This window comes from Methylobacterium dankookense (genome assembly GCF_902141855.1).
Taxonomy (GTDB): domain Bacteria; phylum Pseudomonadota; class Alphaproteobacteria; order Rhizobiales; family Beijerinckiaceae; genus Methylobacterium; species Methylobacterium dankookense.
The window spans coordinates 392526-416460 of the sequence record NZ_CABFVH010000001.1; the positions used below are offsets into that span (position 1 = coordinate 392526).

Annotated in this window: 21 protein-coding genes; 9 read left to right on the forward strand and 12 right to left on the reverse strand. The window is 71.7% G+C overall.

Going from position 1 to position 23935, the window contains the following annotated elements; translation table 11 throughout:
- Positions 1-15 precede the first annotated feature (15 nt).
- Positions 16-228 carry a DUF1674 domain-containing protein gene (locus MTDSW087_RS01975; RefSeq protein WP_144759372.1) on the forward strand — a complete coding sequence of 71 codons (213 nt, stop codon included), beginning with the start codon at positions 16-18 and terminating at the stop codon, positions 226-228.
- A gap of 148 nt (positions 229-376) precedes the next feature.
- Here MTDSW087_RS01975 and MTDSW087_RS01980 read toward each other — a convergent pair whose 3' ends face one another.
- Genes MTDSW087_RS01980 through MTDSW087_RS02000 form a run of 5 tightly spaced genes read right to left on the reverse strand, consistent with a single transcriptional unit; the run spans position 377 to position 6245 of the window.
- Entirely contained in the window at positions 377-1081 is a 705-nt protein-coding gene (locus tag MTDSW087_RS01980) for an ABC transporter ATP-binding protein (RefSeq protein WP_144759375.1), read from the reverse strand.
- A complete protein-coding gene (locus tag MTDSW087_RS01985; RefSeq protein ID WP_144759378.1) occupies positions 1068-2966 on the reverse strand; it encodes a branched-chain amino acid ABC transporter ATP-binding protein/permease in 1899 nt (632 codons plus the stop codon). The genes MTDSW087_RS01980 and MTDSW087_RS01985 overlap by 14 nt, the downstream gene beginning before the upstream one ends.
- A complete protein-coding gene (locus MTDSW087_RS01990; protein ID WP_144759381.1) occupies positions 2966-3841 on the reverse strand; it encodes a branched-chain amino acid ABC transporter permease in 876 nt (291 codons plus the stop codon). Before MTDSW087_RS01990 ends, MTDSW087_RS01985 begins: the two co-directional genes overlap by 1 nt.
- A gap of 8 nt (positions 3842-3849) precedes the next feature.
- Positions 3850-5178 (reverse strand): substrate-binding protein, encoded by a 1329-nt coding sequence (locus MTDSW087_RS01995; protein ID WP_144759384.1) that lies wholly within the window; start codon positions 5176-5178, stop codon positions 3850-3852.
- 50 nt (positions 5179-5228) lie between these two features.
- Positions 5229-6245 carry a carbon-nitrogen hydrolase family protein gene (locus MTDSW087_RS02000; RefSeq protein WP_144759387.1) on the reverse strand — a complete coding sequence of 339 codons (1017 nt, stop codon included), beginning with the start codon at positions 6243-6245 and terminating at the stop codon, positions 5229-5231.
- A gap of 127 nt (positions 6246-6372) precedes the next feature.
- Here MTDSW087_RS02000 and MTDSW087_RS02005 point away from each other — a divergent pair, with 127 nt between their 5' ends.
- Positions 6373-7332 carry a LysR family transcriptional regulator gene (locus MTDSW087_RS02005; protein WP_144759390.1) on the forward strand — a complete coding sequence of 320 codons (960 nt, stop codon included), beginning with the start codon at positions 6373-6375 and terminating at the stop codon, positions 7330-7332.
- Between the two features lie 215 nt (positions 7333-7547).
- Here MTDSW087_RS02005 and MTDSW087_RS02015 read toward each other — a convergent pair whose 3' ends face one another.
- The 4 genes from MTDSW087_RS02015 to MTDSW087_RS02030 all read right to left on the reverse strand — a co-directional run bounded on the left by MTDSW087_RS02015 (position 7548) and on the right by MTDSW087_RS02030 (position 11696).
- A complete protein-coding gene (locus MTDSW087_RS02015) occupies positions 7548-8255 on the reverse strand; it encodes a DJ-1/PfpI family protein (protein ID WP_144759393.1) in 708 nt (235 codons plus the stop codon).
- Positions 8252-9298 carry a GlxA family transcriptional regulator gene (locus MTDSW087_RS02020; RefSeq protein WP_144759396.1) on the reverse strand — a complete coding sequence of 349 codons (1047 nt, stop codon included), beginning with the start codon at positions 9296-9298 and terminating at the stop codon, positions 8252-8254. Before MTDSW087_RS02020 ends, MTDSW087_RS02015 begins: the two co-directional genes overlap by 4 nt.
- A gap of 88 nt (positions 9299-9386) precedes the next feature.
- Positions 9387-10190: an alpha/beta fold hydrolase gene (locus MTDSW087_RS02025; RefSeq protein WP_144759399.1), complete on the reverse strand. Its 804-nt coding sequence runs from the start codon at positions 10188-10190 to the stop codon at positions 9387-9389.
- Between the two features lie 117 nt (positions 10191-10307).
- On the reverse strand, positions 10308-11696 hold the full coding sequence (locus MTDSW087_RS02030) for a UbiD family decarboxylase (RefSeq protein ID WP_144759534.1): 1389 nt from the start codon (positions 11694-11696) through the stop codon (positions 10308-10310).
- Positions 11697-11878: 182 nt separating this feature from the next.
- On the opposite strand from MTDSW087_RS02030, the gene MTDSW087_RS02035 reads away from it, so the two are divergent.
- The 7 genes from MTDSW087_RS02035 (at position 11879) to MTDSW087_RS02065 (ending at position 21197) form a co-directional block, all read left to right on the forward strand.
- Positions 11879-12811 (forward strand): LysR family transcriptional regulator, encoded by a 933-nt coding sequence (locus tag MTDSW087_RS02035; protein ID WP_144759401.1) that lies wholly within the window; start codon positions 11879-11881, stop codon positions 12809-12811.
- 139 nt (positions 12812-12950) lie between these two features.
- The gene (locus tag MTDSW087_RS02040; protein WP_144759404.1) at positions 12951-14423 is read left to right on the forward strand and encodes an aldehyde dehydrogenase family protein; all 1473 of its coding nucleotides are present in this window, start codon (positions 12951-12953) and stop codon (positions 14421-14423) included.
- Complete coding sequence (locus MTDSW087_RS02045; protein ID WP_144759407.1) at positions 14420-14995, forward strand: UbiX family flavin prenyltransferase; 576 nt, start codon at positions 14420-14422, stop codon at positions 14993-14995. Before MTDSW087_RS02040 ends, MTDSW087_RS02045 begins: the two co-directional genes overlap by 4 nt.
- Before the next feature lie 188 nt (positions 14996-15183).
- Positions 15184-16884 carry a thiamine pyrophosphate-requiring protein gene (locus tag MTDSW087_RS02050; RefSeq protein WP_144759411.1) on the forward strand — a complete coding sequence of 567 codons (1701 nt, stop codon included), beginning with the start codon at positions 15184-15186 and terminating at the stop codon, positions 16882-16884.
- Position 16885: 1 nt separating this feature from the next.
- A complete protein-coding gene (locus tag MTDSW087_RS02055) occupies positions 16886-18139 on the forward strand; it encodes an alpha-hydroxy acid oxidase (protein ID WP_238179096.1) in 1254 nt (417 codons plus the stop codon).
- 153 nt (positions 18140-18292) lie between these two features.
- Complete coding sequence (locus MTDSW087_RS02060; RefSeq protein WP_144759414.1) at positions 18293-19759, forward strand: sodium:solute symporter family protein; 1467 nt, start codon at positions 18293-18295, stop codon at positions 19757-19759.
- A 13-nt stretch (positions 19760-19772) separates the two neighbouring features.
- A complete protein-coding gene (locus MTDSW087_RS02065) occupies positions 19773-21197 on the forward strand; it encodes an FAD-binding oxidoreductase (RefSeq protein WP_186383700.1) in 1425 nt (474 codons plus the stop codon).
- Between the two features lie 4 nt (positions 21198-21201).
- Here the strand turns inward: MTDSW087_RS02065 and MTDSW087_RS02070 are convergent, their stop codons facing one another.
- From MTDSW087_RS02070 to MTDSW087_RS02080, 3 genes are all read right to left on the reverse strand, one after another.
- Complete coding sequence (locus MTDSW087_RS02070; RefSeq protein WP_144759417.1) at positions 21202-21681, reverse strand: TIGR02444 family protein; 480 nt, start codon at positions 21679-21681, stop codon at positions 21202-21204.
- Between the two features lie 9 nt (positions 21682-21690).
- Positions 21691-23037 carry an MFS transporter gene (locus tag MTDSW087_RS02075; protein WP_144759420.1) on the reverse strand — a complete coding sequence of 449 codons (1347 nt, stop codon included), beginning with the start codon at positions 23035-23037 and terminating at the stop codon, positions 21691-21693.
- 99 nt (positions 23038-23136) lie between these two features.
- Entirely contained in the window at positions 23137-23928 is a 792-nt protein-coding gene (locus MTDSW087_RS02080; protein ID WP_144759423.1) for an enoyl-CoA hydratase/isomerase family protein, read from the reverse strand.
- Positions 23929-23935: the final 7 nt, after the last annotated feature.

Sequence of the window (23935 nt, forward strand, 5' to 3'; positions counted from 1 at the left end):
ATCCGAGCGAGCCCGATGCAAGACGAAACGCCGAAGGATCCGGAATCGACCCCGCGCGCGCTCAGCCCCGCGGCCCAGCGCGCGCTGGCGGAAGCCGCGGAGCGCCGCGCCGCCGTCGATGCCCGCGCGGCCGAGATCGCGGCCAATCCTGAGCGCCAGGGCCGCGGCGGCCTGGAGCCGGTGCGCTACCAGGATTGGGAGGTTAAGGGCCTGGCCGTCGATTTCTAGAGCATTTTCCATGATCCCTGGATCACGGAAAATGCTCTATCACATTGATGGTGCCGCATTTTCTTTCGCGGAACCGGCAACCACTTCCGCGGAAAATGCTCTCAAGGGCTCTCCGCCGAAGCGGAGGCCGGTTCGGCGTGAGAGTGCCCTACGCCGCCAGCCCCATGAAGCCGCGCATGGGCGCGGCATCCGCGCGGAGATCGGCGGCGCGGCCCTCGTAGACGACGTGGCCGTTGTTGAAGCCGTAGACCCGGTCGGCGAAGCTCAGCACCGCCGCCACGTTCTGCTCGACGACGATGATGGTGCGCCCGTCGGCGGCGAGGCGCTTCGTCAGCTCCACGAGATCCTGCACGATCAGCGGGGCCAGCCCCTCGAAGGGCTCGTCGAGCAGGATGAGCGAGGGGTCGCGGATGAGGGCGCGGGCGATGGAGAGCATCTGCTGCTCGCCGCCCGAGAGCGTCCGCCCGCGCGAGGTCCGGCGCTCCTTGAGCCGCGGGAACACCTCCCAGATCCGGTCGAGCGGCCAGGGCTTCTCCGCGGTGAGGCGGGCGACGCGCAGGTTCTCCTCGACGGTGAGGCCGCCGAACACGGCCCTCTCCTCGGGAACGAGCTGCATGCCGGCGCGGGCGATCCGTGCCGGGGGAAGGCCCTGGATCGGCCGGCCGTTGAGGCGGATCGCCCCGGAGCGGGGCTTGAGCACGCCCATCAGGCTGCGCAGCGTCGTGGTTTTGCCCGCGCCGTTGCGGCCGAGCAGGGCCACGACCTCGTTCTCCGCCACATGCAGCGAGACGTCGAACAGGACGTGCGAGTCGCCGTAGAGGGTGTTGATCCGCTCGACCTCAAGCAGGCTCATGGACGGCCTCCCCCGCATGGGCCGCATCGTCCTGCACGGCACCCAGATACGCCTTCTGCACGGCGGGATCGCGCCGCACCGCCTCGGATGGGCCGTCCGCGAGGAGACGCCCCTCGCTCAGCACCGTGATGCGCTGGGCCAACCCGAACACCGCGTCGAGATCGTGCTCGACCAGCACCACCGTGCAGGAGCGGCCGATCCGGCGGATCAGGGCGCAGGTGGCGACGCGCTCGGACGGGCTCATCCCGGCGAGCGGCTCGTCGAGGAGGAGCACGTTCGGGCTCGTCGCCAGCGCCATCCCGATCTCGAGGCGGCGCTTCTCGCCATAGGCGAGGACGCTCGCCGGGGTCTCGGCCCGCTCGCTGAGGTCGAGCAGCCGCAGCATCGCCGCGATCTGCGCCTCGACCTCGGGCCGCCCGGCGCCGGGCAGGAGCAGGTCGAGCCGGAAGCGCCCGCGCGCCCGGGCGAGGGCCGCCACCCGCAGGTTCTCGCGCACGGTCAGCCCCAGGAAGAGCTGGTTGAGCTGATTGCTCTTGGCGACGCCGCGCTGGGCGGCGCGGGTGACGCCGGCCCCGGTGAGGCGCTGACCGAAGAGCAGGACCTCGCCGGCGCTCGGGGCGACCTCGTCGGAGAGCATCTTGAACAGGGTGCTCTTGCCCGCCCCGTTCGGCCCGATCACCGCGTGGATCGAGCCGCGGCGGACGAGGAAGCTGACGCCGTCGACCGCCTTCAGGCCGCCGTAGTGCCGGGCGAGGCCGCGCGCCTCGATGGCGATCTCGGCCTCGGCGTCGCGCCCGTCGATGGCCGGCCGCGGCATCGGCAGGGCGACGTCCTCGGCAACCGCCGGAACGGCGACGGCGCCTGCCTCGATCGCCTCGGTGCGGGCCTGCGCCGCGCTGAGGCGGGCGGCGTCGCGGCGGATGCGCCAGCGATGCAGGATCTCGCCGCAGATGCCCCGGCGCAGGCCCATGACGAGGCCGATGAAGGCGAGGCCGAGGACGAGCTTCCACAGGGGCCCGAAGCCCGGGATGAGCTGGAGGTTGTCGCGCAGCCAGAGCCAGAGGGCGGCGCCGACGAGGGGGCCGACCAGCGTGCCGACGCCGCCGACGATGGTCTGCACCACGAGCTGGCCCGAGGTCTCCAGCGCGAAGGCGTCGGGCGGCATGTAGCTCTGGAAGGGGCCGAGCATGGCGCCCGCGAGCCCCGCATAGAGCGCCGCGACGGTGAAGGCCGCGAGCTTGTAGGCCGGCACGTCGTGGCCGAGCATGGCGACGCGGCCGGTATTCTCCTTCACCGCCTTCAGGATGAGGCCGACCGGGGAGCGGGCGATGCGCCGCGCCAGCACGAAGCCCAGGAAGAAGGCGGCCGCGAGCAGCGCGTACATCGGCAGGCCGGCGGTGATCCTCACCGCGTATGCGCCGAAGCCCAGAACCGGCACGGGCACGCCCGCGATGCCGTTCTCGCCGCCGGTATAGTCGGAGAGCGGCGAGTTCTCGATGAAATAGGCCATCTGGCCGAAGGCCAGGGTGATCATGGCAAAGTAGATGCCGATGCGCCGCACCGCGAGCCAGCCGACCGCGAGGCCGAGCACGCCCGCCGCCGCCGTGCCGACGAGGAGCGCGAGCCAGACGCTCTGGATCGTGCCGGAGACGAGCAGGTAGGCGGCCACGAACCCGCCCATGCCGTAGAAGGCGGCCTGCCCGAAGGAGAGCAGCCCTGCGAGCCCGAACAGGATGTCGAGGCCGAGCCCGAACAGGGCCCAGTTGAGCGCGCGGCTGAGGAGGTCGTGCGAGAAGCCGAGCGGCGGCAGCAGGAGGGGCGCGGCGGCGAGGACGGCGAGCAGCGCCAGCTCGGGCAGGAACGAGCGGGGATCGAGGCGGCGCATCAGACCCGCCCCTCCGTGCCGAACAGCCCCTGCGGGCGCGCCACCAGGACGAGGGCCATCAGCCCGTAGAGCATCACCTCCGAATAGGCGGAGTCGAAGGCGCTGGTCAGGCTGATGATCTCGCCCGCGATCAGGCCGCCGATGACGGCGCCGGGGAAGGAGCCGAGGCCGCCGAGCACGATCACCACGAAGGACTGCACCATGAAGGTCGCGCCCATGTCGGGCGTCACCGCGACGACGGGGGCGTAGAGCATGCCGGCGAGCCCCACCGCGACGATGCCGACCGCGAAGACGAACAGGAAGGTGCGCCGCACGTCGATGCCGAGGATGCCGACCATGCCGGCATTCTCGATGCCGGCGCGCACCACGAGGCCGACCGAGGTCCGGTAGAGCACGAGGTAGAGGCCGACGAGCAGCGCCGCGACGATGCCGATGAGTTGCAGCCGGTAGGTCGGGTAGACCATGAAGCCGAGCTTCGTCGCCCCCGTGCCCCATGAGGGCACCGGCACCCGCTGGCTGTTGCCGCCGAACCAGGCCCGCAGCGCTTCCACAAGGACGATGCCGATGCCGTAGGTGACGAGGATCTGGTCCTCGTCCGGCCGCGCGTAGAAGTGGCGGATGACGAGCCGCTCCATCGCGAAGCCGATGATCAGCATGACGGCGCAGCCGCCGAGAAGGGCCAGCACGAAGGAATGCGTGGCCTGCATCATCACGAAGGCGGTGTAGGCGCCCACCGCGAACAGCGCGCCGTGGGCGAAGTTCAGGACGCCGAGCGTACCGAGGATGATGGTGAGCCCGCTGGCGACGAGCGCCAGCAGGCTGCCGAGGGCGAGGCCGTTGAAGGCCTGGGAGACGAGGGCGGCGGTGCTCGGCATCGGGCGGCTCAGGTGTAGGAGCCGAGCTTGCACCCGAACAGGTCGGGCGGGTTCATCACGCTCTCGCCGTCGACCACGTCGATGACCTCGTAGAAGTCCTCCGGCCCCTTCATGGCGGAGGGCGCCTTGCCCTTCAGGATCGGGATCGGCCGGACCATCTGGTGGTCCTCGGCGCGGAAATAGACGCGCCCGACCGTGCTCTCGTAGGGCTGGCTCTTCGAGGCCTCCATGACCTTGATCACGTCGACCGGATTGAATCCGCCCGCCCGCTCGACCGAGAGTGCCCAGAGATAGGTCTGCATGTAGCCGATATGCGCGCCCCAGCGGGGCTTGTACTTGTTCTTCTCCGAGAAGGTCTCGACGAACGTCTTGGCGAGCGGGTAGCGATCCTGGATCGTCCACCAGAAGTCGCAGGAGCCGTAGACGCCCTGCATGAGCTCGGGGCCGACCTCCTTGTCCTGGAACGAGGAGAGATTGGGCACGACGAGCTTCATGCTCGACAGGATGCCGAACTGCTCGGCCTGCTTGGTGGAGGCGACGGCGTCCGATCCGAAGCAGATGTTGATGAAGACGTCGGCACCGCTGTTGGCGATGTTGAGCAAAGCCGAGCTGTAATCGGCCGTGCCGAGCGGCACGGTCTCCTTCAGCACCTGCGTCCAGCCCTGCTCCTTCGTGAACTTCGCGAAGGAATCGTAGACCGTCTGGCCGTAGGTGTAGTCCGGGACGAGGAAGGCGGCCTTGAGCTTCTTGCCGAGCGCCTTGGCGACGACGGGGGCGAGCGCCTTGGCCGCCATGTAGGCGTTCTGCTGCGAGCGGAAGCCGTAGCGCTGGCAGTTCTTGCCGGTGACGTCGTTCGAGCCGGCGATGCCGACCATGTAGAGGACCTTGTCGCGCGAGGCCAATTCCTCGAGCGCGATCGCCTCGGCCGAGCTCACCGAGCCCTGGAACAGGATCGCCTTGTCGCGCTGCACGAACTGGGTCGCGGCCTGGACCGCGACGTTCGGCTTCCCTTCGGTGTCCGCGACCTTGTAGCGGATCTGGCGGCCGAGCACGCCCTTGCCCTTGAGGCCCCAGGCCGCGGGAATCGCGCCGCCTGCATTGATCTGCGCGATCGCCAATTCATAGCCGAGCTTCAGGTCGCTGCCGTCGCCCGAGAACACGCCGGTCAGCGGCATGTTGAGCCCGACGAAGACCGAGTCGGCCGAGACGCCGTCCGGGAAGGTGCCGATCTGCGCCGGGCTCAACGGAGCCCCTTGTGCGAGCGCGCCGCGCGCCAGCCCCGGCAGGATCAGGCCCGCGGCACCCCCGAGGAGCAGCTTGCGACGGTCGAACAGCATGGAACCACTCCTGTTTGGGCGATCAGCGGGGGCGGGGCGTCGGGAGCAAGTCACGCGCCGTCGGCCTCGGCCGGGGCGGGCTCGGCGGCGCGGGGCGGCCCGTCGCGGAACTGCGCGGGCTCGAGCCGGCGGCGGTTCACGGCGAGGTCGAACACGTCGAAGCGGTTGTAGTAGCCGACGACGTCATGGAACTGCTTGGGCTCGACGCAGGCATTGAGGTCGATCTCGGCGTAGAGGATGCCCTCGTCCTGCAGGACCTCGCCGATCTGGGCGCCGGTCGGGTCCAGGAAGAAGGTCGGGGGCCGCGGCGTGCCCTCCAGGACCTCGGCGGCGGCGGGGTCGTGCGCCGCGAGCAGGTCGAAGGCGGCCTTGTCGAGGACGCCCGCGGTGGCGAGGCCGAACACCTTGGCCTCGAAGCAATGGGCGGCGGTGCGGATGCGGTTGGCCGCCACCACGTCGTAATTGCCGCCGCCCTTCGGCCGCCGCGTCGGCCAGACCGGGGGCCAGGACGAGATGTGGAACTGCTCGCCCTGAGCCATCAAGCTGTAGCGGGCGAGCGGGTTGGTGTTCTCGCCGCAGATGAGCTGGCCGACCCGGCCGATGGTGGTCTCGACCACCTTCAGGCCGGCCCCGTCGCCCGCCGCCCAGACGAGCTTCTCGTAATAGGTCGGCACCAGCTTGCGGTGATGATTGAGGAGGCTGCCGTCCTCGCCGATCAGCAGGTTGGTGTTCCATAGGCAGCCGACGCTCACGGGCGAGCGCTCACTGATGCCGATCGAGACGACGATGCCGGCGGCCTTCGCCGCCTCGCGGATGCGGGCAATCTCCGGCCCGTCGACGCGCACCGACTGCTCGGCCATGCGCGCGAACAGGTCGTGGTTGTCGATCGGCGCCGAGAGGGCCGCCCAGACCGGGAAGGCCGGGATGAAGGTCTCCGGGAAGGCGACGAGGGCGGCCCCCGCCCGCGCCGCCTCACGGATCAGCGCGACCGCCTTCTCCGTGGTGGCGGCGGCGTCGAGGAAGACGGGGGCGGCATGGACCGCGGCGGCTTTGAAGCGTGCAAGCATGACTCACCTTTTCGTGAGGCAGCTTACGGGCCAGGTTCCATGCGCGAAGCGGACAAATCTGCAAGGCCCCTTGCATGGGTCCGACCGGATGACCGAAGCTTGGCGCAAGTCTTGCCCGGAGCCATCCATGCGCGCGCTCGACCTGCTCGACTGGGATGACCTGAAGGTCTTCATCAACGCTGCCCGCGGCGGCAGCCTCGCCGGGGCGGCCAAGCGCCTGCGGATCGATCAATCGACGGTCAGCCGCCGCCTCGCCCATCTCGAAGGGGCGCTCGGCATCGCCCTGTTCGAGCGCGTGCCCTCGGGGCTGCGGCTGAGCGAGGCCGGGCAGCGCCTGCTCGGCCATGCGGAGCGGGTGGAGAGCGCGGTGATCGCCATGGGCGAGGAGGTCTCGCCCTCGGCGGGGCAGGCGGGCGGACGGGTGCGGCTCGCCACGATGGAGGGCATCGCCTCGCTCTATCTCGCGGAGCGCTTCGGCACCCTACGCGAGACGCATCCCGACCTCACGGTGGAGCTCGTGACCTCGTCTCAGACGGTCTACGTGAACCGGCGCGAGGCCGACCTCTTCCTGAGCTTCTTCAAGCCGCCCGGCCAGGGCCTCGTCTCGGAGCTGGTCGGCCGCTTCCGGCTCGGCCTCTACGGCGCGCCGGGCTACCTCGCCCGGGCCGGCATCCCGAAGAGCCTCGGCGATCTGCGGGAGCACGCCTTCGTCTCCTATATCGACGACCTGATCCAGGTGGATTGCGTGCGCTGGCTCGACGACGTGGTGCGCGACCGCCGCGTCGTGTTCCACTCGACGAGCATGATCGCGCAGAAGCAGGCCGCGGCCGGCGGGCTCGGCCTCGTCCTCTTGCCGAGCTTCGCCGTGAGCGGGCGCGACGACCTCGTGCCGGTGCTGCACGAGGCCGCCTCGACCAGCCGCGACCTCTGGCTCAACGTCCACACCGACCTGCAATTCGCCCCCCGCATCCGCGCGGTGGCGGGCTTCCTGAAGGCGCTGTTCCGCTCGGACCCGTCGCTCCAGATCGGCCTGCGCCCGCCGCCGACGCCCTGCCGGCGGAGCCTCGCCGTCGAGGGGCTGCACTGAACGCCGGAGCGGATCGACCGGTCTTCGCCAATCCCCTCCTCGACCTCATCCTGAGGTGCCGCAGCGAAGCGGAGGCCTCGAAGGAGCCCTCCAGAGATCGCTGAGCCTTCTGGAGGCCTCCTTCGAGGGCCGCTCACGCGGCCGCCTCAGGATGCGGTGGATGGGTGGGATGGAGGCGGAGATGCATCGCGCGAACGGGCACTGAAAGCGGAGCGTCAGCCCGGCGTCACACCGAGCCGAGCCGCGACCCTGCGGGCGGTCGCCTCGCGGCGCGCGGTGATCTCGGCGGCGCCCGCGCGGGCCCGGGCGCTCACCGCCTCCGGGGCGCGGGCGGGGGTGCCGGCATCGAAGGGCGGCTCGGGGGCGTATTCCATGTAGAGCTGGATGACCTGGGCCGCCTCGTCCCCGCGCAGTTGCGCCGCGGCGGTCAGCGCCCCGTCGATCCCGGCCGTGACACCGGCCGCGAAGACCATGTCGCCGTCGACCACCACCCGGGCATCGACCGCGGTCGCGCCGAAGAGCGGCAGCAGGTGGTGCGCGCTCCAATGCGTCGTCGCCCGCCGGCCCTTGAGCAGGCCCGCCGCGCCGCAGACGAGGGCGCCCGTGCAGACGGAGAGCACGCAGAGCGCGCCCGCGGCCTGATCCCGGATCCAGCCGAGCACGGCCTCGTCCTCCATCAGCGCCTCCTGGCCGTAGCCGCCGGGCACATGCAGCAGGTCGAGTTGCGGCGCCTCCGTGAGCGTCGCGTCCGCGCTGAGGCGGAGGCCGCGCACGTCGCGCACCGGCTCCCGGTCCTTCGCGTAGATCCGGTAGGTCGCGTTCGGGATCCGGGCCAGGACCTCGAAGGGGCCGGTGAGGTCGATCTGGTCGAGCCCCTCGAAGAGCAGCGAGCCGATCTGGAGATGGCGGTCGGGGTCGATCATGCGGGCATGCTCCTCTGGGATGGTTCGTGGTGAGACAGGCGCCGCTCGGCGCGGAAACGATCGCGGTAATCGCCCGGCGGCACGCCGACATGGCGCAGGAAGGCGCGCCGCATGGTCTCGTCGGCCTGGAAGCCGCAGAGCGTCGCGACCGCGGTGAGACCGGCCCCGTCGGATTCGAGCATCCGGCGCGCCGCCTCGACGCGCAGGCGCTCCAGCATGCGGGCCGGCGTCGTCCCGGCCTCGGCCCGGAAGGCGCGGGCGAACTGGCGCGGGCTCAGGCCCACGCGCGCGGCGAGCGTCTCCACCCGCAGCGGCCGGTGCAGGTTCTCGCTCATCCAAGCCGGGAGATCGGCGAGCCGCGCCGAGAGGCCGTTCTGGGCGGAGAGATGCGGGCTGAACTGCTTCTGGCTGCCGGGCCGGCGCAGGAACATCACCAATTCGCGCGCCACGGCCAGCGCCAGCGCGTGGCCGTGGTCGGCCTCGACGAGGGCCAGCGCGAGATCCATCCCGGCGGTGATGCCGGCCGAGGTCCAGACCCGTCCGTCCTGGACGTAGATCGGCTCGGGATCGACCGCGAGGCCGGGATGGCGCCGGGCCAGCTCGTCGCACCAGCGCCAATGCGTGGTGACGCGCCGGCCGTTCAGGCAGCCCGCGGCGGCGAGGATGAAGGCGCCGGTGCAGACGCCGACGACGCGCCGCGCCCGGGCTGCGAGATGCCGCGTCAGGTCGCGGATCGCGGCCTCGTCGCCGCGGCGGCGCGCACCCTCCCCGCCCGCCACGATCAGCGTGTCGAGCGCGCTCCAGCCGAGAAGCTCTTCGGCCGAGAGGGTGGAGCCGAGCGGGAGCCCTGCCGAGGTCGCGGGCGTGCCGGGCTCCGGCACCACGTGGCAGGCGATGTCGTAGAGGCGCGCCTCCGAGCCCGCGGGGCGGCCGAGGCGGCTCGCCTGCGCCAGGATCTCGGCCGGCCCGGCGATGTCGAGGAGCTGGGCCGGCGCGGCGGCGAGGATGAGGACACGGCGCGGCGTGTGGACGGTCGTGGACATGCCTGGATCGTCGCACCGGGCCTGCGGCGTCACAATGTCGTTGTTCCCTCGGATCCTGCCATCGCGGCACGCGGCTCGGGGGCGCCGGTCAGGCGCAGGACCGCCCGATGAAATCGGCGAGAATCCTCAAGGCCCCTGCGGGATCCTCCTCGTGGGGCACGTGGCCGATTCCCGGCAGATGATGGATCTCAGCCTGGGGACAGGAGGCGCGCACGGCCTCGATCTGATCGGCGCTGCCGTAGCGATCCCGCGTTCCCTGGATGACCGCGAGCGGCACGGTCAGGCCCCGCAGGTCGGCGCGGACATCCCATCCCCGGCGGGCGGGATCGAGCCAGGTGTCGCTCCAGCCCCGGAAGGCGCCCTCGACATCGTCGTGCCGCGCCGCGAGCCGCTCCCTCAGGTCGTCCTCCTCGAAGGCGCGGCGCGCGCGGGCGACTCCGGCGAGGGTCACATCCTCCACGAAGACGTGGGGCGCGATCAGGATTGCGGCGCGGATGCGCGGATCGCCCGCGGCGGCGGCGAGCGCGGAGATCGTCGCCCCGTCCGAATGGCCGACCAGGATGCAGTCGCGGATGCCGGCCGCGTCGAGCAGCCGCGGAAGCACCGCCCGCGCCTCGCGCTCGAGGTAGTCGGCCGGACGCGGCAGCGCGACCGGGCTCGACCGGCCGTAGCCCGCCCGGGAATAGGCGAGGACGGGCCGGCCCGTCGCCGCGGCCAGCACGTCGGCGAAGGGCCACCAGCCGTCGGCGCTGCCGAGGCCCTCGTGCAGGAGCAGGATCGTCGCGCCCTCCCCCGCGGCGGGGCCGGCGCGGCGGTATTCGAGCCGCTGCCCGCCGAGATCGAGGACGCCCGAATCCGCGTCCCGCGGGGCCTCAGCGGGCCCGGAGGCCATCGGCGATCTTCTCGGCGATCATCATCGTCGCAACGTTGGTGTCGGCGCTCGGGCATGACCGAGGCCTCCGCGACCGTCAATCCGTCGATGGTCTCGGAGCGCCCCGCCAGGCGAAGCTCAGCCGGACACGGCGTCGCGCCAATCGGCCTCGGGCACGATCACGGCGGCGAGGTCCACCTCGGCCTCGCCCGGCACGCGGATGCGCGTGAACTTCATCGGCGGCGCATCGAGGGGGGCAGTGGCGTCGAGGCCCATCTTCGCGCCGACCCCGTCCTGGGTGGAGGGATCGAGCTTCGAGCCTTGGCTGCCCGCGATCACAACGAGGTCGCGGTCGGCCTGGAAGCGGGTCGAGACCGCCCACTCGACCTCCTGCGGGTCGTGGATGTCCACGTCCGTGTCGACCACGACCGCGTGCTTGATGTCGTAATGGGCGGCGAAGGCGCCGAGGAGCACGTTCTTGGCCTCGCCCTCCTGCGACTTCCGCAACTTGACGTAGAGGTGGTAGCGGCCGACGCCGCCGAGCGACAGGTGGACGTCCTCGACGCCGGGGAAGCTGCGCTGGAGCGAGGCGAGGATCGTGGCCTCGCGCGGGATCGCGCCGAGGAGGAGGTGCTCCAGCCCACCGCCGACGATCATGTGGAAGATCGGGCTCTCGCGGTGGGTGATCGCGTCCACCGTCATGACGTGGCGCTTGGCCCGCTCGCCGTAATATTGCGGGAACTCGCCGAAGGGGCCTTCCAACTCGCGCACCTCCGGCAGGATGCGGCCCTCGATCACGATCTCGGCCTCGGCCGGCACGCGCACGTTGTTGGTGAGGCACTTCACCACGTCGAGGGGGGCGCCGGTGAGCGCGCCCGCGATCTCCAACTCGTCGTGGCCGAGCGGCACGATCGCCTGCGAGGCGAGCAGGCAGGCCGGATCGACGCCGACGACGAGCGCGACCTCCAGGCCCCGGCCGGCGGCCTCCGCCTTGCGGTAGAAGTTGTCGGTGTGGCGCGGCAGGACGAGCACGCCGATGCGGTCCGGCCCGCTGACCTGGCAGCGCAGGATGGCGACGTTCTGCGCGCCCGTCTCGGGATCGCGCGAGATCATCAGCCCGGCCGAGATGTAGGGTCCGCTGTCGTGCTCGTTCAGCGTCGGCACGGGCAGGATGCGCAGGATGTCGATGTCGGAGCGGTGCACGACCTGCTGGGCGGGCCCGGTCTCGCGCTCGCGCCAGGGCAGCGGCTCGGCGCAGGCGCGCTGGAAATGCGCGATCAGGCGGTCCTCGCGCGTGCCGAGCGCCTCGGCCATCCAGGCCCGGCTGGAGACGAGGCCCGAGACGATGGTGCCGGGCCGGCCGCCGGGCCGCGGGAACAGGGTGGCGCTGCGCCCGTCCAGGCGGTTGGCTACCGCCGCCGCCTCGTGGCGCAGGCCGATGCGGGGGCGCGCGACGCTGAGGCGCCCGCTCGCGGCGAGGCGGTCGAGCCAGTCGCGCAGGGACCGAACCGGGGCCGGGTCGCTCATGATGTCCTCCCGTTCGCCGCTCATGGGCGGCATCGTTCCCTTTTGGTTAGGCCGTTCGGCGGGCGCGCCAAAATAAAGATTGCTGATACCCCCGATCAGACAGTCTGAATTGCTCCGCTGGCGACGGCGTGGTCCAGTCGGATACGGTCCGGCCGCAGAGCCTGACCCGGGAGGTACAAGCGGTGGATCTGCGCCAGATCTCCTATTTCGTCGCGTTGTTCGAGGAGGGCAGCGTCACCCGCGCGGCGCAGCGGATGAACGTGGTGCAGCCAGCCCTCAGCATGCAGATCGCCAAGCTGGAGCGGGAGCTCGACCAGCGCCTGTTCGACCGGCAGCCGAAGGCGATGGTGCCGACAGCCGCCGGCCGCACCCTGCACCAACTCGTGCAGCCGATCCTGCGCGATGTCGCCGAGGCGCGCGCCGCCATGGCACGGCTCTCCGAGAGCGTGTCCGGCCGCGTCACCGTCGGCATCCTGTCCTCGCTCGCCATGAGCGTCGTCCCGAGCGTGCTCGCCCGCTTCTCGGCCGCCTATCCGCAGGTCGAGCTATCGCTGGCCGACGGCTACAGCAGTACCTTCGTCGAGGGCGTCGGCAACGGCAGCCTCGACCTCGCCGTGATCAACAAGCCGCCGCGCCGCCTCGGCCTGCTGGTGGACCCGCTGCTCGACGAGGAGATGGTGGTGGTGGGCGGCCGCGACACGCCGCTGCCGATCCCGGTCCCGGTCCGCATGCGCGACCTGACGGAGCTCGACCTGATCCTGCCCTCGCAGCGGCACGGGCTGCGGCTCGAACTCGACCGGCGGGTCGGCTCGGAGGACATCGCACTCTCCCCGAAGCTCGAACTCGACCTGCCGCCGGCCATCGCCGACTTCGTGGAGCGCTCGCGCTGCTTCACCGTCCTGCCGAGCGTCGCGGTCAGCCGCCAGCTCGCCGAGGGCAGCCTGAAGGCCTACCGCATCGTGGCGCCGCGCATCACGCGCCAGCTCGTGATCATCCACCATCCGAAGCGCCCGCTCACCTCCGCGGCCCTGCGCTTCATCGAGATGCTGTCGGAGGAGCTCTCCGCCGCGGCGAGCGCCCTGCAGGCGCATATCGTGACGGGCCCCGAGCGCTGACGGCCATGCAGTTCCGCTGATCGCGCCCATCAACCATCCTTATTCGACAGTCCCGCCCGCAGGCTCCTACGATCTCTGGAAACCGCCCGCCCGACGCCCGGGGCGCGGGGGATCCACGATCGAGGGCGGGGAAACGGCCATGGACGGCAACGCGCATCATTGGATCGATGGCGAGCGCTGCGGTGCGCCGCGGGCGGAGAGCCTCGACCCGGCGGACGGCAGCCTCGTCGGCAGGATCGCCGATGGCGGCCTCCGCGAGGCCGAGGCCGCGGTCTCCGCCGCCCGGCAGGCCTTCGACCGCGGCCTCTGGGCTTCCTCCCCGCGCCTGCGGCAGCAGGTGCTCCTGCACTGGGCCGCCGCCCTCGAGGCCGACCGCGAGCGGCTCGCCGCGCTCCTGACCCGCGACAACGGCAAGGCGATCGCCCAATCGCGCGGCGAGGTCGCCGGGGCGATCTCCGAGGTGCTCTACTATGCGGGCCTCGCCCGCCACATCCCCGGCCACGTGCTGGAGCCGGAGCCGGGCGTGCTCTCCACGATGCTGCGCGAGCCCGCGGGCGTCGCCGGCATCATCGTGCCCTGGAACGCGCCGGCCGTGCTGCTGGTGCGCTCCCTCGCCCCGGCGCTGGCGGCGGGCTGCACCGCGATCGTCAAGCCGGCCGCGCAGACCGCGGTGTTCAACGATGCCCTGATGGCCCCGCTCCTCGCCGCGCCCGGCCTGCCCGCGGGCGTCGTCAACGTCATCGTCGAGACCGGACATGCCGGGGCGGAGCACCTCTCGCTCTCGCACGAGGTCGACGTCCTCAGCTTCACGGGCTCGACCGCCACCGGCAAGGCGATCATGCGCGCCGCCGCCGACAGCATGAAGAAGCTCTCCCTCGAACTCGGGGGCAAGTCGGCCTGCCTCGTCTTCCCCGATGCCGAGATCGGCGCCGTCGCAGGCAAGCTCGCCACGGCCGCGACCATCATCTCCGGCCAGCAATGCACGGCCGCGCGGCGCGTGCTGGTGCACCGCTCCCGCCTGCCCGAGATGCGCGAGGCGCTGACCGCCGCCCTGTCGGACCTGCGGGTCGGGCCAGGCCTCGACCCGGCGACGCAGGTCGGCCCCCTCATCGACCGGGCGACGCGCGACGCCGTCGCGGCCCGGGTCGAGGCGGCCTGCGCCAGCGCCGACGCCGTGCTGCTGCGGCCGCGCGTACCTGAGGGGCCCGGCGCCTTCCTGACGCCGGCCCTCGTCGAGCATGCCGACCCGCGCGCCGATTTCGTGCAGGAGGAGATCTTCGGCCCCTTCGTCGTCCTCGAAGGCTTCGAGAGCGAGGCCGAAGCGGTCGCCCGGGCCAATGACAGCGTCTTCGGCCTCTCGGCGAGCGTCTGGACCCGGGACGGGGGCCGGGCGCTGCGTGTCGCCCGGGCTCTGCGGAACGGCACTGTCTGGATCAACGACCACAACAAGCTCTTCGCCGAGGCCGAGACCGGCGGCTACCGGCAGAGCGGGCTCGGGCGCCTGCACGGCTACGACGCCTTCATGGACTTCACCGAGCTGAAGCATGTCTACCAGGCGCCGGGCCTGGTCGAGGATCAGGTCGAGGGCGTCGGCCCAAGAGTGACCCCATGAGCCGCAACCTCCCCCTCGTCGTCGGCATCTCCGGCGCCTCCGGCGTGATCTACGGGATCCGCCTGCTGGAGATCCTGCGCGACCTCGACATCCCGGCCCATCTCGTGATGTCGCGCTCCGCCGAGGTGACGCTCGCCCACGAGACCGACCTCAAGGTCGCGGACGTGCGCGCGCTGGCGGCGAAGACCTACGCGCAGGCCGATATCGGCGCGGCGATCTCCTCCGGCTCGTTCCGCACCCGCGGCATGATCGTGGCGCCCTGCTCCGTGCGCAGCATGTCCGAGATCGCCGCGGGCACCACCACCGGCCTGCTGACGCGGGCCGCCGACGTTGTGCTGAAGGAGCGGCGGCGCCTCGTCCTGATGGTGCGCGAGACCCCGCTCCATACCGGGCACCTGCGCACCATGACGGCGCTCTCGGAGATGGGCGCGATCATCGCGCCGCCGGTCCCCGCCTTCTACGCCCGGCCGGAGAGCCTCGGCGAAATGGTCGACCACACGCTCGGCCGCATCCTCGACCTGTTCGAGATCGAGGCTGGCTGCGTGCGGCGCTGGCGCGGCGACGCGGAGTGAGCTCGCAGAGCGAAGCCTATCACCGGCGATGATCGGATCGATAAGACAAGATTATTTGCCAGAATTATTGTTCCGGCGTTGAATTGGAAGCCAAAATATCGGCCCCTCGCAGAAGCGAGCGAGGCCGAATACCGGGCTTTGCTCCCATTCGATGGGACTGGCCGGGAAACGAGACCAGGGAGGTCGGAATGAAGGTCGAGCTTCAGCCAGGGGAGCGCGCCGGCGAGGTGCGAAGCGCGGCGGACGTCCTGCTCCGCCAACTCACGGCCTGCGGCATCGACTATTTCTTCGCCAATGGCGGCACGGATTTCCCGCCGATCGCGGAGGCCTTCGCCCGGGCGGAGACCACCGGCGAGGCCGTGCCGCGGCCGATGGTGATCCCGCACGAGAACCTCGCCGTCGCCATGGCACACGGCGTCTACATGGTCTCCGGCCGCCCGCAGGCAGTGATGGTGCACGTCAATGTCGGCACGGCGAACGCCGTGAACGCCGTCCTCGACGCCAGCCGGGACGAGACCCCGGTCCTGCTCTTCGCCGGCCGCTCGCCCTATTCGGAAGCCGGCCGCCACGGGGCCCGCACCCGCTACATCCACTGGGCGCAGGAGATGTTCGACCAGGCGGGCATGCTGCGCGAGGCGGTGAAGTGGGACTACGAGCTCCACCTGCCCGAGCAGGCGGGCGAGATCGTCACCCGGGCCCATCAGGTGGCGATGTCGGCGCCGCGCGGCCCCGTCTACGTCACCCTGCCCCGCGACACGCTGGCCGGCGCCGCCGCCCTGCCGGGCGCACCCGCGGCCCCGGTCCTCGCCCCCGTCCCGGCGCCCTTCCCGGATCCGGCCGCCGTCGCACGGCTGGCGGGCTGGCTGGCGGAGGCCGAGCGGCCCGTGATCGTCACGGCGAGCGCCGGCCGCAGCGAGGCCGGGTTCCGGGCGCTCGCGGGCTTCGCCGAGCGCCACGCGGTGCCGGTGGTCTCTTTCCACCAGCGCTTCCTCAACATCGCCACCGACCATCCCTGCTTCGCGGGGTTCGAGCCCGGCCCCTGGATCCAGGACGCCGACCTCGTCATCGCCCTCGACTGCGACGTGCCCTGGATCCCCTCCATCCAGAACCCGCCGGAGGGCGCGCGCATCGCCCATCTCGGGATCGACCCGGCCTATACCCGCTACCCGATGCGCGGCTTCCGGGCGGATCTCTGCCTGCCCGGCGAGGCGGCGATCCTTCTGGACGCTCTGGAGCGCGCCCTCGGGAGCCCGCTCGATACCGGCCGCCTCGCCGGGCGGCGCGAGGCGATCGCGCGGCGCAGGGCCCCGGTCACCACGCCCTCGGCGCGCGGCACGATCACCCCGGACTGGATCAGCGCCTGCGTCGCCGAGGCGGTCGGGCCGGAGGCGATCATTGTCAACGAGTACCCGCTGCGCCTCGACCATTGCCCGCGGACGCGAGCCGGCACCTATTTCGGGCTGAGCCCGGCCGGCGGCCTCGGCTGGGGTCTCGGCGCCGCGCTCGGCGCCAAGCTCGCGGCGCCGGACAAGCTCGTCGTCGCGACGCTGGGCGACGGCGCCTACATCTTCGCAAATCCCACCGCGAGCCACTGGGCGGCGGCCGCGCACGACCTGCCCGTCCTCACGGTGGTCTTCAACAACGCCCTCTACGGCGCGGTGCGCAACTCGACACTCGCCATGTACCGCGAGGGCTACGCCGCCAAGAATCGCGGACGCATGCTGGCGGATCTCGGGCCCTCGCCCGATTTCGAGCGGGTGGTGGAGGCGAGCGGCGGCCTCGGCCTGCGCGTTGAGAACGCCGAGGCGCTGCCGGGCGCCCTCGCCGAAGCCGTCGCGGCGGTGCGCGCCGGCCGGCAGGCCCTCGTCAACGTCGTCTGCGAGTACTGACGTGGCGGCGACCACCCCGAGCGTCGCCGAGGCCGTCGCGGGACGCGGCACGGCGCCCGCCCGCGCCGCCGGCTGGGGCAGCGGCGGCCTCGACGGGCGCGCGGCCCTCTTGCGCCGCCGCTACCCGACGGTCGCCGACCTGATGGCGCGGGCGCGCCGCCGCACGCCGCGCTTCGCCTACGATTTCGTGGCCGGCGGGGTCGGCGACGACCTCTGCCTCGCCCGCAACCGCGCCGCCCTCGACGCCATCGCCATCAGCCCGCGCCTCGGGCTCGACATGTCCCGGGTCGACACCGCGGTTCAGCTGTTCGGGCGGGATTACCGCGCGCCCTTCGGCGTCGCGCCGATGGGCCTCGCCGGGCTGCTCTGGCCCGGCGTCGACGAGGCGCTGGCCCGCGCGGCGCAGCGCGCCCGCATCCCTTACGTGCTGTCGACGGTGGCCAACACCACGATCGAGCGCGTCGGCGCGCTCGCCCCGGACGTGTTCTGGTACCAGCTCTACGGCGTCCCTGGGAACGACCACGCCGTCTCCTTCGACCTCGTCGCCCGCGCCGAGCGGGCGGGTGCCCACGCCCTCGTCGTCACCCTGGACGTGCCGGTGCGCTCGAAGCGCACCCGCGACGTGCGCAACGGCCTCGTCGTGCCCTTCCGCCCGACGCTGCGCACCGCCCTCGACGTCGCCCGCGCGCCGCAATGGGGGCTGGCGATGCTACGCCACGGCCAGCCCCGCTTCGAGAACTTCCTGGCCTATGCCGGGGCCGGGGCGAGCACCGCGGACCTCGCGAGCTACGTCTTCCAGAAGATGACCGGCCCGATGACCTGGGAGACGGTGGCGCGCCTGCGCGAGGCGTGGCCGCGCGCCTTCCTGGTCAAGGGCCTGCTGCATCCGGACGACGCCGAGAAGGCCGTGTCGCTCGGCGTCGACGGCATCGTCGTCTCCAACCATGGCGGCCGTCAGTTCGACGCCGCCCCCGCCTCGATCGACGCGCTGGCCGAGATCGCGGCGCGCGTCGGCGGCCGCACCAGCCTGGTCGTCGACGGCGGCATGATGAACGGCCTCGACCTGCTGCGGGCGCTCGGCCGCGGCGCCGACGCCGCCTTCGCGGGCCGCGCCTTCCTGTTCGGCTACGGCGCGCTCGGCGAGGAGGGCGGCGAGCATGTCGCACGCCTCTTCGAGGAGGAGCTGCGCCTCGCCCTCGCCCAGAGCGGGTCCGCCTCGGTGGCCGAGGCGCGCGGAGCGAGTCCCACGACCTGAACGACGCGCGGTCAACGGCACCCGACACGAACGAGGTCGCCGAGCCGCCCCATCCGGAGGAACCACGATGACCACCGTACAGAACCGGCAACCGGCGGGCTGGCCCCGACCGGAACGCCCCCTGCTGTCCGTCGGCCGCTGAGGAGGGTAGCCATGCAGGCGAGTTGGACCGTCCTGTCCCTGACGGGACTCTACATGGCCGTGCTCGGCGTGATCAGCTTCGCGGCGAAACGCTACGCCGACAGCGCGAAGAGCTTCACCTCCGGGGGCACGACCTTCCCGGCCATCCTCATCGGCTTCCTGCTGATGTCCGAGTTCATCGGCACCACGGCGAGCGTCGGCACCGCCCAGGCGGCCTACAGCCACGGCATCTCCGGCGCGTGGAGCCTCGCGGTCCTCGGCATCGGCTTCGTGCTCTACTCACTGCTGCTGGCGCGCCGCTTCAAGGCGCTGGGCGAGAACACCATCTCCGGCGCCCTCTCCCGAATCTACGGGACGAAGGTCAAGGTCGCGACGTCGGTGATCATGATCTTCGCGATCCAGATCGTGGCGATCTCGGTCTACACCAGCGGCGGCGCCGTCCTGTCGAGCGTCCTCGGCATCGACCGCACCGTCGCCATCGTCCTCACCGGCGTCGTCGCGGTGCTCTACGTGACGGTCGGCGGAATGCGCTCGGTGATCTACACCAACGTGCTGCACGCGCTGGTGAAGTATCTCGGCATCGTCATCGCCTTCGTCTTCGCCCTGAACCAGGTCGGCGGCATGGGGGAGTTGCAGGCGCGCCTGCCGGAGAAGATGTTCGAGGCGACCACCGTCGGCTGGCCGCAGATCATCGCCTGGTTCATCGCGGCGACGGGTGCGATCTTCTCGACCCAGTACGTGATCCAGGCGATTAGCACGGTGAGCGACGGCGACAAGGCGCAGCGGGCGAGCCTCTACTCGGCCGTGCTGCTGATCGGCTTCAGCCTGTTCGCCGCCGGTATCGGCCTGTGCGCCGCCGTGCTCTCGCCGAAGATCCCGCCGCTGCAGGCCTTCCCGAGCATCATCGCGCGGATGGACACCGTGACCGCCGCCTTCGTGGTGGCGGGGCTCGCCGGCTCGCTGTTCGGCACGATCTCGGCGGTCAGCATCGGCACCGCGACGCTCCTGTTCAAGGACTTCTACCAGCCGATCTTCAAGGATCGCGGCGACGGCCGACGCTCGCTCCTGTTCGTGCGCGTCGCGACGGTGGTCGTCGGCCTGATCCCCCTGCCCTTCGCGATCCTGGCGCCCGACGTGCTGAAGGTGACCTTCCTCGCCAAGGCCCTGCGCGCGACGCTCGCCGTGCTGGTGCTGCTCCTGTTCTACGCGCCCTGGTTCGGCACGCGGCTCGGCGCGCTCATCAGCATCCTCGGCTCGCTGGTGCTGACGATCGGCTGGTTCCTGCTCGGCGATCCCTTCGGCATCGACAACACCTACATCGCGGTGGCCATCCCGATCGTGGTGATGACCGTCACGCACCTGCTGCGCGGGTTCACCGGCGAGGACCGGCCCGGCCATCTGCCCGAGGCGGTGACCGGCGAGGAGAATGCGGCGGGCAGCGCACTTCCCCTGCACTCGACGCCATCGCGGGCGGGGTGAAGCGATGTCCGGCATGGGCACGGGAGCGGAGCTGCCGGCGCAGCTCCGCGACAGGCTCGGCGCGATCCTCGGCGCGCGGGGCGTCGTGGAGGAAGCGGGCTCGCGCTACGGCGAGTCCTGGGGCGGGGCCTTCGCGGCGCCGCCGAGCCTCGTGGTCCGGCCCGCCTCGACGGCGGAGGTGGCGGCGACCGTCGCCGCCTGCGCGGAGGCCGGCGTCGCCATGGTCCCGCAGGGCGGCAATACCGGCCTCGCGGGCGGCGCACAGCCGACGCGGCCGGGCTGCGTGATCGTCTCGCTGGAGCGGATGCGGGCCTTGCGCGCGCTCGATCCGGTCAACGACACCATTGCGGTCGAAGCCGGGATGACGCTGGCCGAGGTGCAGGCGCGGGCGGCGGAGGTCGATCGGCTCTTCCCCTTGAGCCTCGCCTCGGAGGGCTCCTGCCAGATCGGCGGCAACCTCTCGACCAATGCGGGCGGCACGCAGTGCCTGCGCTACGGCAATGCCCGCGCCATGGCCCTCGGCCTGGAGGTCGTGCTGCCGGACGGGCAGGTCTGGGATGGCCTGCGCGGCCTGCGCAAGGACGCCGCAGGCTACGACCTCAAGCAGGTCTTCATCGGCGCGGAGGGGACGCTCGGCATCATCACCGCGGCGGTGCTGCGCCTGCTGCCGCGCCCCCGCGACACGGCGACCGCCTTCGCGGCCGTGCCGGATCCGGACTCGGCGCTCCGCCTGCTCGACCGGGCGCGCCACCATCTCGGCGAGAGCCTGACAGGCTTCGAGCTGATGCGGCGCGAATGCCTCGACTGGGTGCTGGTCGCCCTGCCCGGCACCGCCTCGCCCTTCGCCGAGCGCCATCCCTGGTACGTCCTGATCGAGGCGACCGGCCAGGGCGCGCCGGGCACCCTCGCGGCCCCGATGGAGGATCTCCTGGCGGCGGCGCACGAAGAGGAGATCGTCTCGGATGCGACGCTGGCCGCCTCGGGGGCGCAGCGTCAGCGCCTCTGGGCCTTGCGCGAGGGTCAGGCCGAGGCGCAGAAGGCGGCGGGGTTCGGGATCAAGCACGACGTCTCGGTACCGGTCTCGGCCGTGCCGGCCTTCCTGGCCCGCGCCGACGCGGCCCTGGCGGCGGCCCTGCCCGGCATCCGGCCCTTCGCCTTCGGCCATCTCGGGGATGGCAACATCCACTACAACCCGCTCGGGCCGGCGGGCGCGAGCGCCGCCGAGGTGGCGGCTCTGCGCCCCGGTGCGAACCGCATCGTGCACGACATCGTGGCGGACCTGGGCGGCTCGATCAGCGCCGAGCACGGCCTCGGCCAGCTCCGCACGGAGGAGGTCCGGCGCTACAAGTCGCCGGTCGAGCAGGCGATGATGGCGGCGCTCAAGCGGAGCTTCGACCCAAAGGGGTTGATGAATCCCGGCACGATCGTCCCGGCCTGAGCGCTCACGCCCCGGCGAACCCGTCCAGAAGCACGCGCAGAGGCTCCTGCGGAAAGGGCTGCCCGAGCAGCCCGGCATAATGGCCGAGATGGTCCTGCGCGGCCCGCCCCCGGTCGAGGGCCGGGCCCGGTTCCGGCGCGCCTGCGAACAGCGCCTCCTGCACGAGGCGCTCAGCCTCGAGTTCGACCGCCTTGATCCGCCCGCGATAGGCCTCGGATCCGAGGCGCGCGAGCGGCTCGGCCTTCAGCGCCCGCCGGACGGCGCGGAGCGGCTCGACCACGGCCCCGCGCCAGGGCGCGATGCCCGCATCCGCCGCCCGGACCGCCGTGGCGTCCAGGGATCGGTCGGTCGCCGCGCACCAGAGCAGGTAGAGCACGAGGTTGACGTCGGCCCCCGCCTCGTCCTGCAGGACGAGGCAGGCGGGCGCGATGCCCGGCCGGCGGTAGAGGTCGAGGGAGAAGTCCCAGAACGGGTTGTCGGACATCGCGCCCCCTCAGCCGCGGTCGAGGTTGCCCCGCGTCTCCGGCATCAGGAAGGCCCCGACCAGATAGACCAGCGTCACCACCGTCGAGAAGATCGCCAGAACCATCGTGATCTGCCCGGGGCCGTCGGCGGTAAGCGAGACCAGGGTCGGCAGCATGCCGCCGAGCGCGAAACCGATATTCCAGCTCAAGCCCGTACCGGTGGCGCGCAAGGCCGTGGGGAAGGTCTCGTTGAGGAAGATCAGCAGCGGGCCGTAGCTCGCATTCGCGACGAAGGCGAGGAGGAGCGCGCAGATCGCGATCGTCACCGTATCCGTGGCCTGCCCCAGCGCCAGGAACAGGACGGGGAAGGCGACGAGCCGCACGGCGCCCATCAGCAGGAAGCAGCGCCGCCGCCCGATATGCTGGCTCAATTCGCCCATGCCGCAGGAGCCGACGGCCGCGGCGATGCTCGCGCCGATCAGCAGCAGGGAGGCGGTGGCGTTCGGCAGGCCGTTCACGAGCTTCAGGACGGTCGGGAGATAGCCGGTGGTCAGGTAATAGGCCGCGCCGCCGCCGAAGGAGAGCAGCACCGCAAGGACGAAGCTGCGGGCGTGCTCGGCCGAGAACAGGGCGCGCACCGGCGAGGCCACCACCGGACTTTCGCCGCGCCGGGCCGCCTTCTCCGCCTGGAGCTGGCGGAAGATCGGCGATTCCTCGAGGTTGCGGAACAGGATGAGCCCGACCACCGAGGTGAGGAGGCCGGAGAAGAACATCACCCGCCAGCCCCAGGCGGCGAAGGCCTCGCCCGGCGCAAGCAGCGAGACGATGGAGAAGACGAGGGAGGCGAGCAGGCCGCCGATCGCCGCGCCGCCGCCGCCGACCGAGCCCGACATCAGGCCGCGCCAGCGCTCGGGCACGGATTCGGTGCCGATCGTGTGCGAGGCGGCCACTACGCCGCCGACGAAGATGCCCTGGATCAGCCGGAAGGCCAGGAAGATCGCGGTTGCGAGCCAGCCGATCTGGCCGACGGTGGGCAGGAGGCCGAAGGCCGCCGTCGAAAGGCCGACGCCCATCACCGCCACCATCAGGGCGCGCCGCCGCCCGAAACGGTCGGCATAGGTCCCGAACAGGGCCGAGCCCAGCGGCCGGATCAGCAGCGTCACCGCGAAGGAGGCGTAGGCGCCGGCGAGCGACAGCATCGGCTTGTCGGCCGGGAAGAACAGCGCGCCGACGACGGGCGCCACGTAGAGCAGGATGAACAGGTCGAACAGGTCGAGCCCCCAGCCGAACAGCGAGGCCATCGCGGCCGTCGCGGTCTGTCGGGTGGTGGGCTTCGGCAGGGCCGCCGGGGCGGCCATCGTCGTGGTGGCGTCCATGGATCCTCTCCTTCGGGCCCGGGCGGCCCCGGCCTCAGAGCCGCCCGCCGGTCTTGCAGCCGGCGTGGCGGTCGCTCGCATCGATGGAATGAGAGGGCGCTAGCTGCCCCGGAACGTCGGCTGGCGCTTCTCGTGGAAGGCCTCGACGCCCTCGCGGAAATCGTCCGACTGGCGCAGGCGGCTGTAGCAATGGCCCTCGAGCTCGATGGCGATCGCCAGCGTCGAATCCTCGGTGTCGTTGAGGAGCTTCTTGGCGGTGCGCTGGGCGATCGGCGAGAAGGCGCGCAGCTCGTCGACCAGCGCGTCGACCGCCTTCTCGAGGTCGGCATCGGCCACGCATTCGGTGGCGATGCCCCAGTCGAGCGCCTGCCGGCCCGGGATGCGCTTCGAGCGCATCACGATGTCCTTGGTGCGGGTGATGCCGACGATCTTCTGGAGCCTGGCCGAGCCGCCGGAGCCCGGGATCTGGCCGAGCTTCTGCTCGGGCAGCGCGTAGCGGCAGGTCTCGGAGACGATGCGGAAGTCGCAGGCGAGCGAGATCTCGAAGCCGACGCCGAAGGTGTAGCCGCGGTTGGCCGCGATCACCGGCTTGGCGCAGCGCGCGGGCGCGGCGATGTTCCAGGCGAGCTTCGAGACATGCTCCGGCGACGCATCGAGGAAGCCCTTGATGTAGCCGCCGGACGAGAAGTGCTCGCCCTCGGCGCGCAGGACGATCACCCGCACCCGCGAATCTTCGTCCAGCGCCTCGAATACTTTCCGGATCTCGTCGCGCTGGGGCATCGAGATCACGTTCATCGGTGGGCGGCTCAGGATCACGTCCGCACGCTCGCGAGCGGGATCGATCTCGACGCGGAATCCGTCGAGGTTGGTCAGGCGGGGGTCGTCCGTCATCGGGTCA

Bases quoted from the DNA above. Each gene is read 5' to 3' on its own strand.
- MTDSW087_RS01975 (WP_144759372.1), top strand. From the start codon at position 16: ATGCAAGACGAAACGCCGAAGGATCCGGAATCGACCCCGCGCGCGCTC.
- MTDSW087_RS01980 (WP_144759375.1), bottom strand. From the start codon at position 1,081: ATGAGCCTGCTTGAGGTCGAGCGGATCAACACCCTCTACGGCGACTCG.
- MTDSW087_RS01985 (WP_144759378.1), bottom strand. From the start codon at position 2,966: ATGCGCCGCCTCGATCCCCGCTCGTTCCTGCCCGAGCTGGCGCTGCTC.
- MTDSW087_RS01990 (WP_144759381.1), bottom strand. From the start codon at position 3,841: ATGCCGAGCACCGCCGCCCTCGTCTCCCAGGCCTTCAACGGCCTCGCC.
- MTDSW087_RS01995 (WP_144759384.1), bottom strand. From the start codon at position 5,178: ATGCTGTTCGACCGTCGCAAGCTGCTCCTCGGGGGTGCCGCGGGCCTG.
- MTDSW087_RS02000 (WP_144759387.1), bottom strand. From the start codon at position 6,245: ATGCTTGCACGCTTCAAAGCCGCCGCGGTCCATGCCGCCCCCGTCTTC.
- MTDSW087_RS02005 (WP_144759390.1), top strand. From the start codon at position 6,373: ATGCGCGCGCTCGACCTGCTCGACTGGGATGACCTGAAGGTCTTCATC.
- MTDSW087_RS02015 (WP_144759393.1), bottom strand. From the start codon at position 8,255: ATGATCGACCCCGACCGCCATCTCCAGATCGGCTCGCTGCTCTTCGAG.
- MTDSW087_RS02020 (WP_144759396.1), bottom strand. From the start codon at position 9,298: ATGTCCACGACCGTCCACACGCCGCGCCGTGTCCTCATCCTCGCCGCC.
- MTDSW087_RS02025 (WP_144759399.1), bottom strand. From the start codon at position 10,190: ATGGCCTCCGGGCCCGCTGAGGCCCCGCGGGACGCGGATTCGGGCGTC.
- MTDSW087_RS02030 (WP_144759534.1), bottom strand. From the start codon at position 11,696: ATGAGCGACCCGGCCCCGGTTCGGTCCCTGCGCGACTGGCTCGACCGC.
- MTDSW087_RS02040 (WP_144759404.1), top strand. From the start codon at position 12,951: ATGGACGGCAACGCGCATCATTGGATCGATGGCGAGCGCTGCGGTGCG.
- MTDSW087_RS02045 (WP_144759407.1), top strand. From the start codon at position 14,420: ATGAGCCGCAACCTCCCCCTCGTCGTCGGCATCTCCGGCGCCTCCGGC.
- MTDSW087_RS02050 (WP_144759411.1), top strand. From the start codon at position 15,184: ATGAAGGTCGAGCTTCAGCCAGGGGAGCGCGCCGGCGAGGTGCGAAGC.
- MTDSW087_RS02060 (WP_144759414.1), top strand. From the start codon at position 18,293: ATGCAGGCGAGTTGGACCGTCCTGTCCCTGACGGGACTCTACATGGCC.
- MTDSW087_RS02065 (WP_186383700.1), top strand. From the start codon at position 19,773: ATGGGCACGGGAGCGGAGCTGCCGGCGCAGCTCCGCGACAGGCTCGGC.
- MTDSW087_RS02070 (WP_144759417.1), bottom strand. From the start codon at position 21,681: ATGTCCGACAACCCGTTCTGGGACTTCTCCCTCGACCTCTACCGCCGG.
- MTDSW087_RS02075 (WP_144759420.1), bottom strand. From the start codon at position 23,037: ATGGACGCCACCACGACGATGGCCGCCCCGGCGGCCCTGCCGAAGCCC.
- MTDSW087_RS02080 (WP_144759423.1), bottom strand. From the start codon at position 23,928: ATGACGGACGACCCCCGCCTGACCAACCTCGACGGATTCCGCGTCGAG.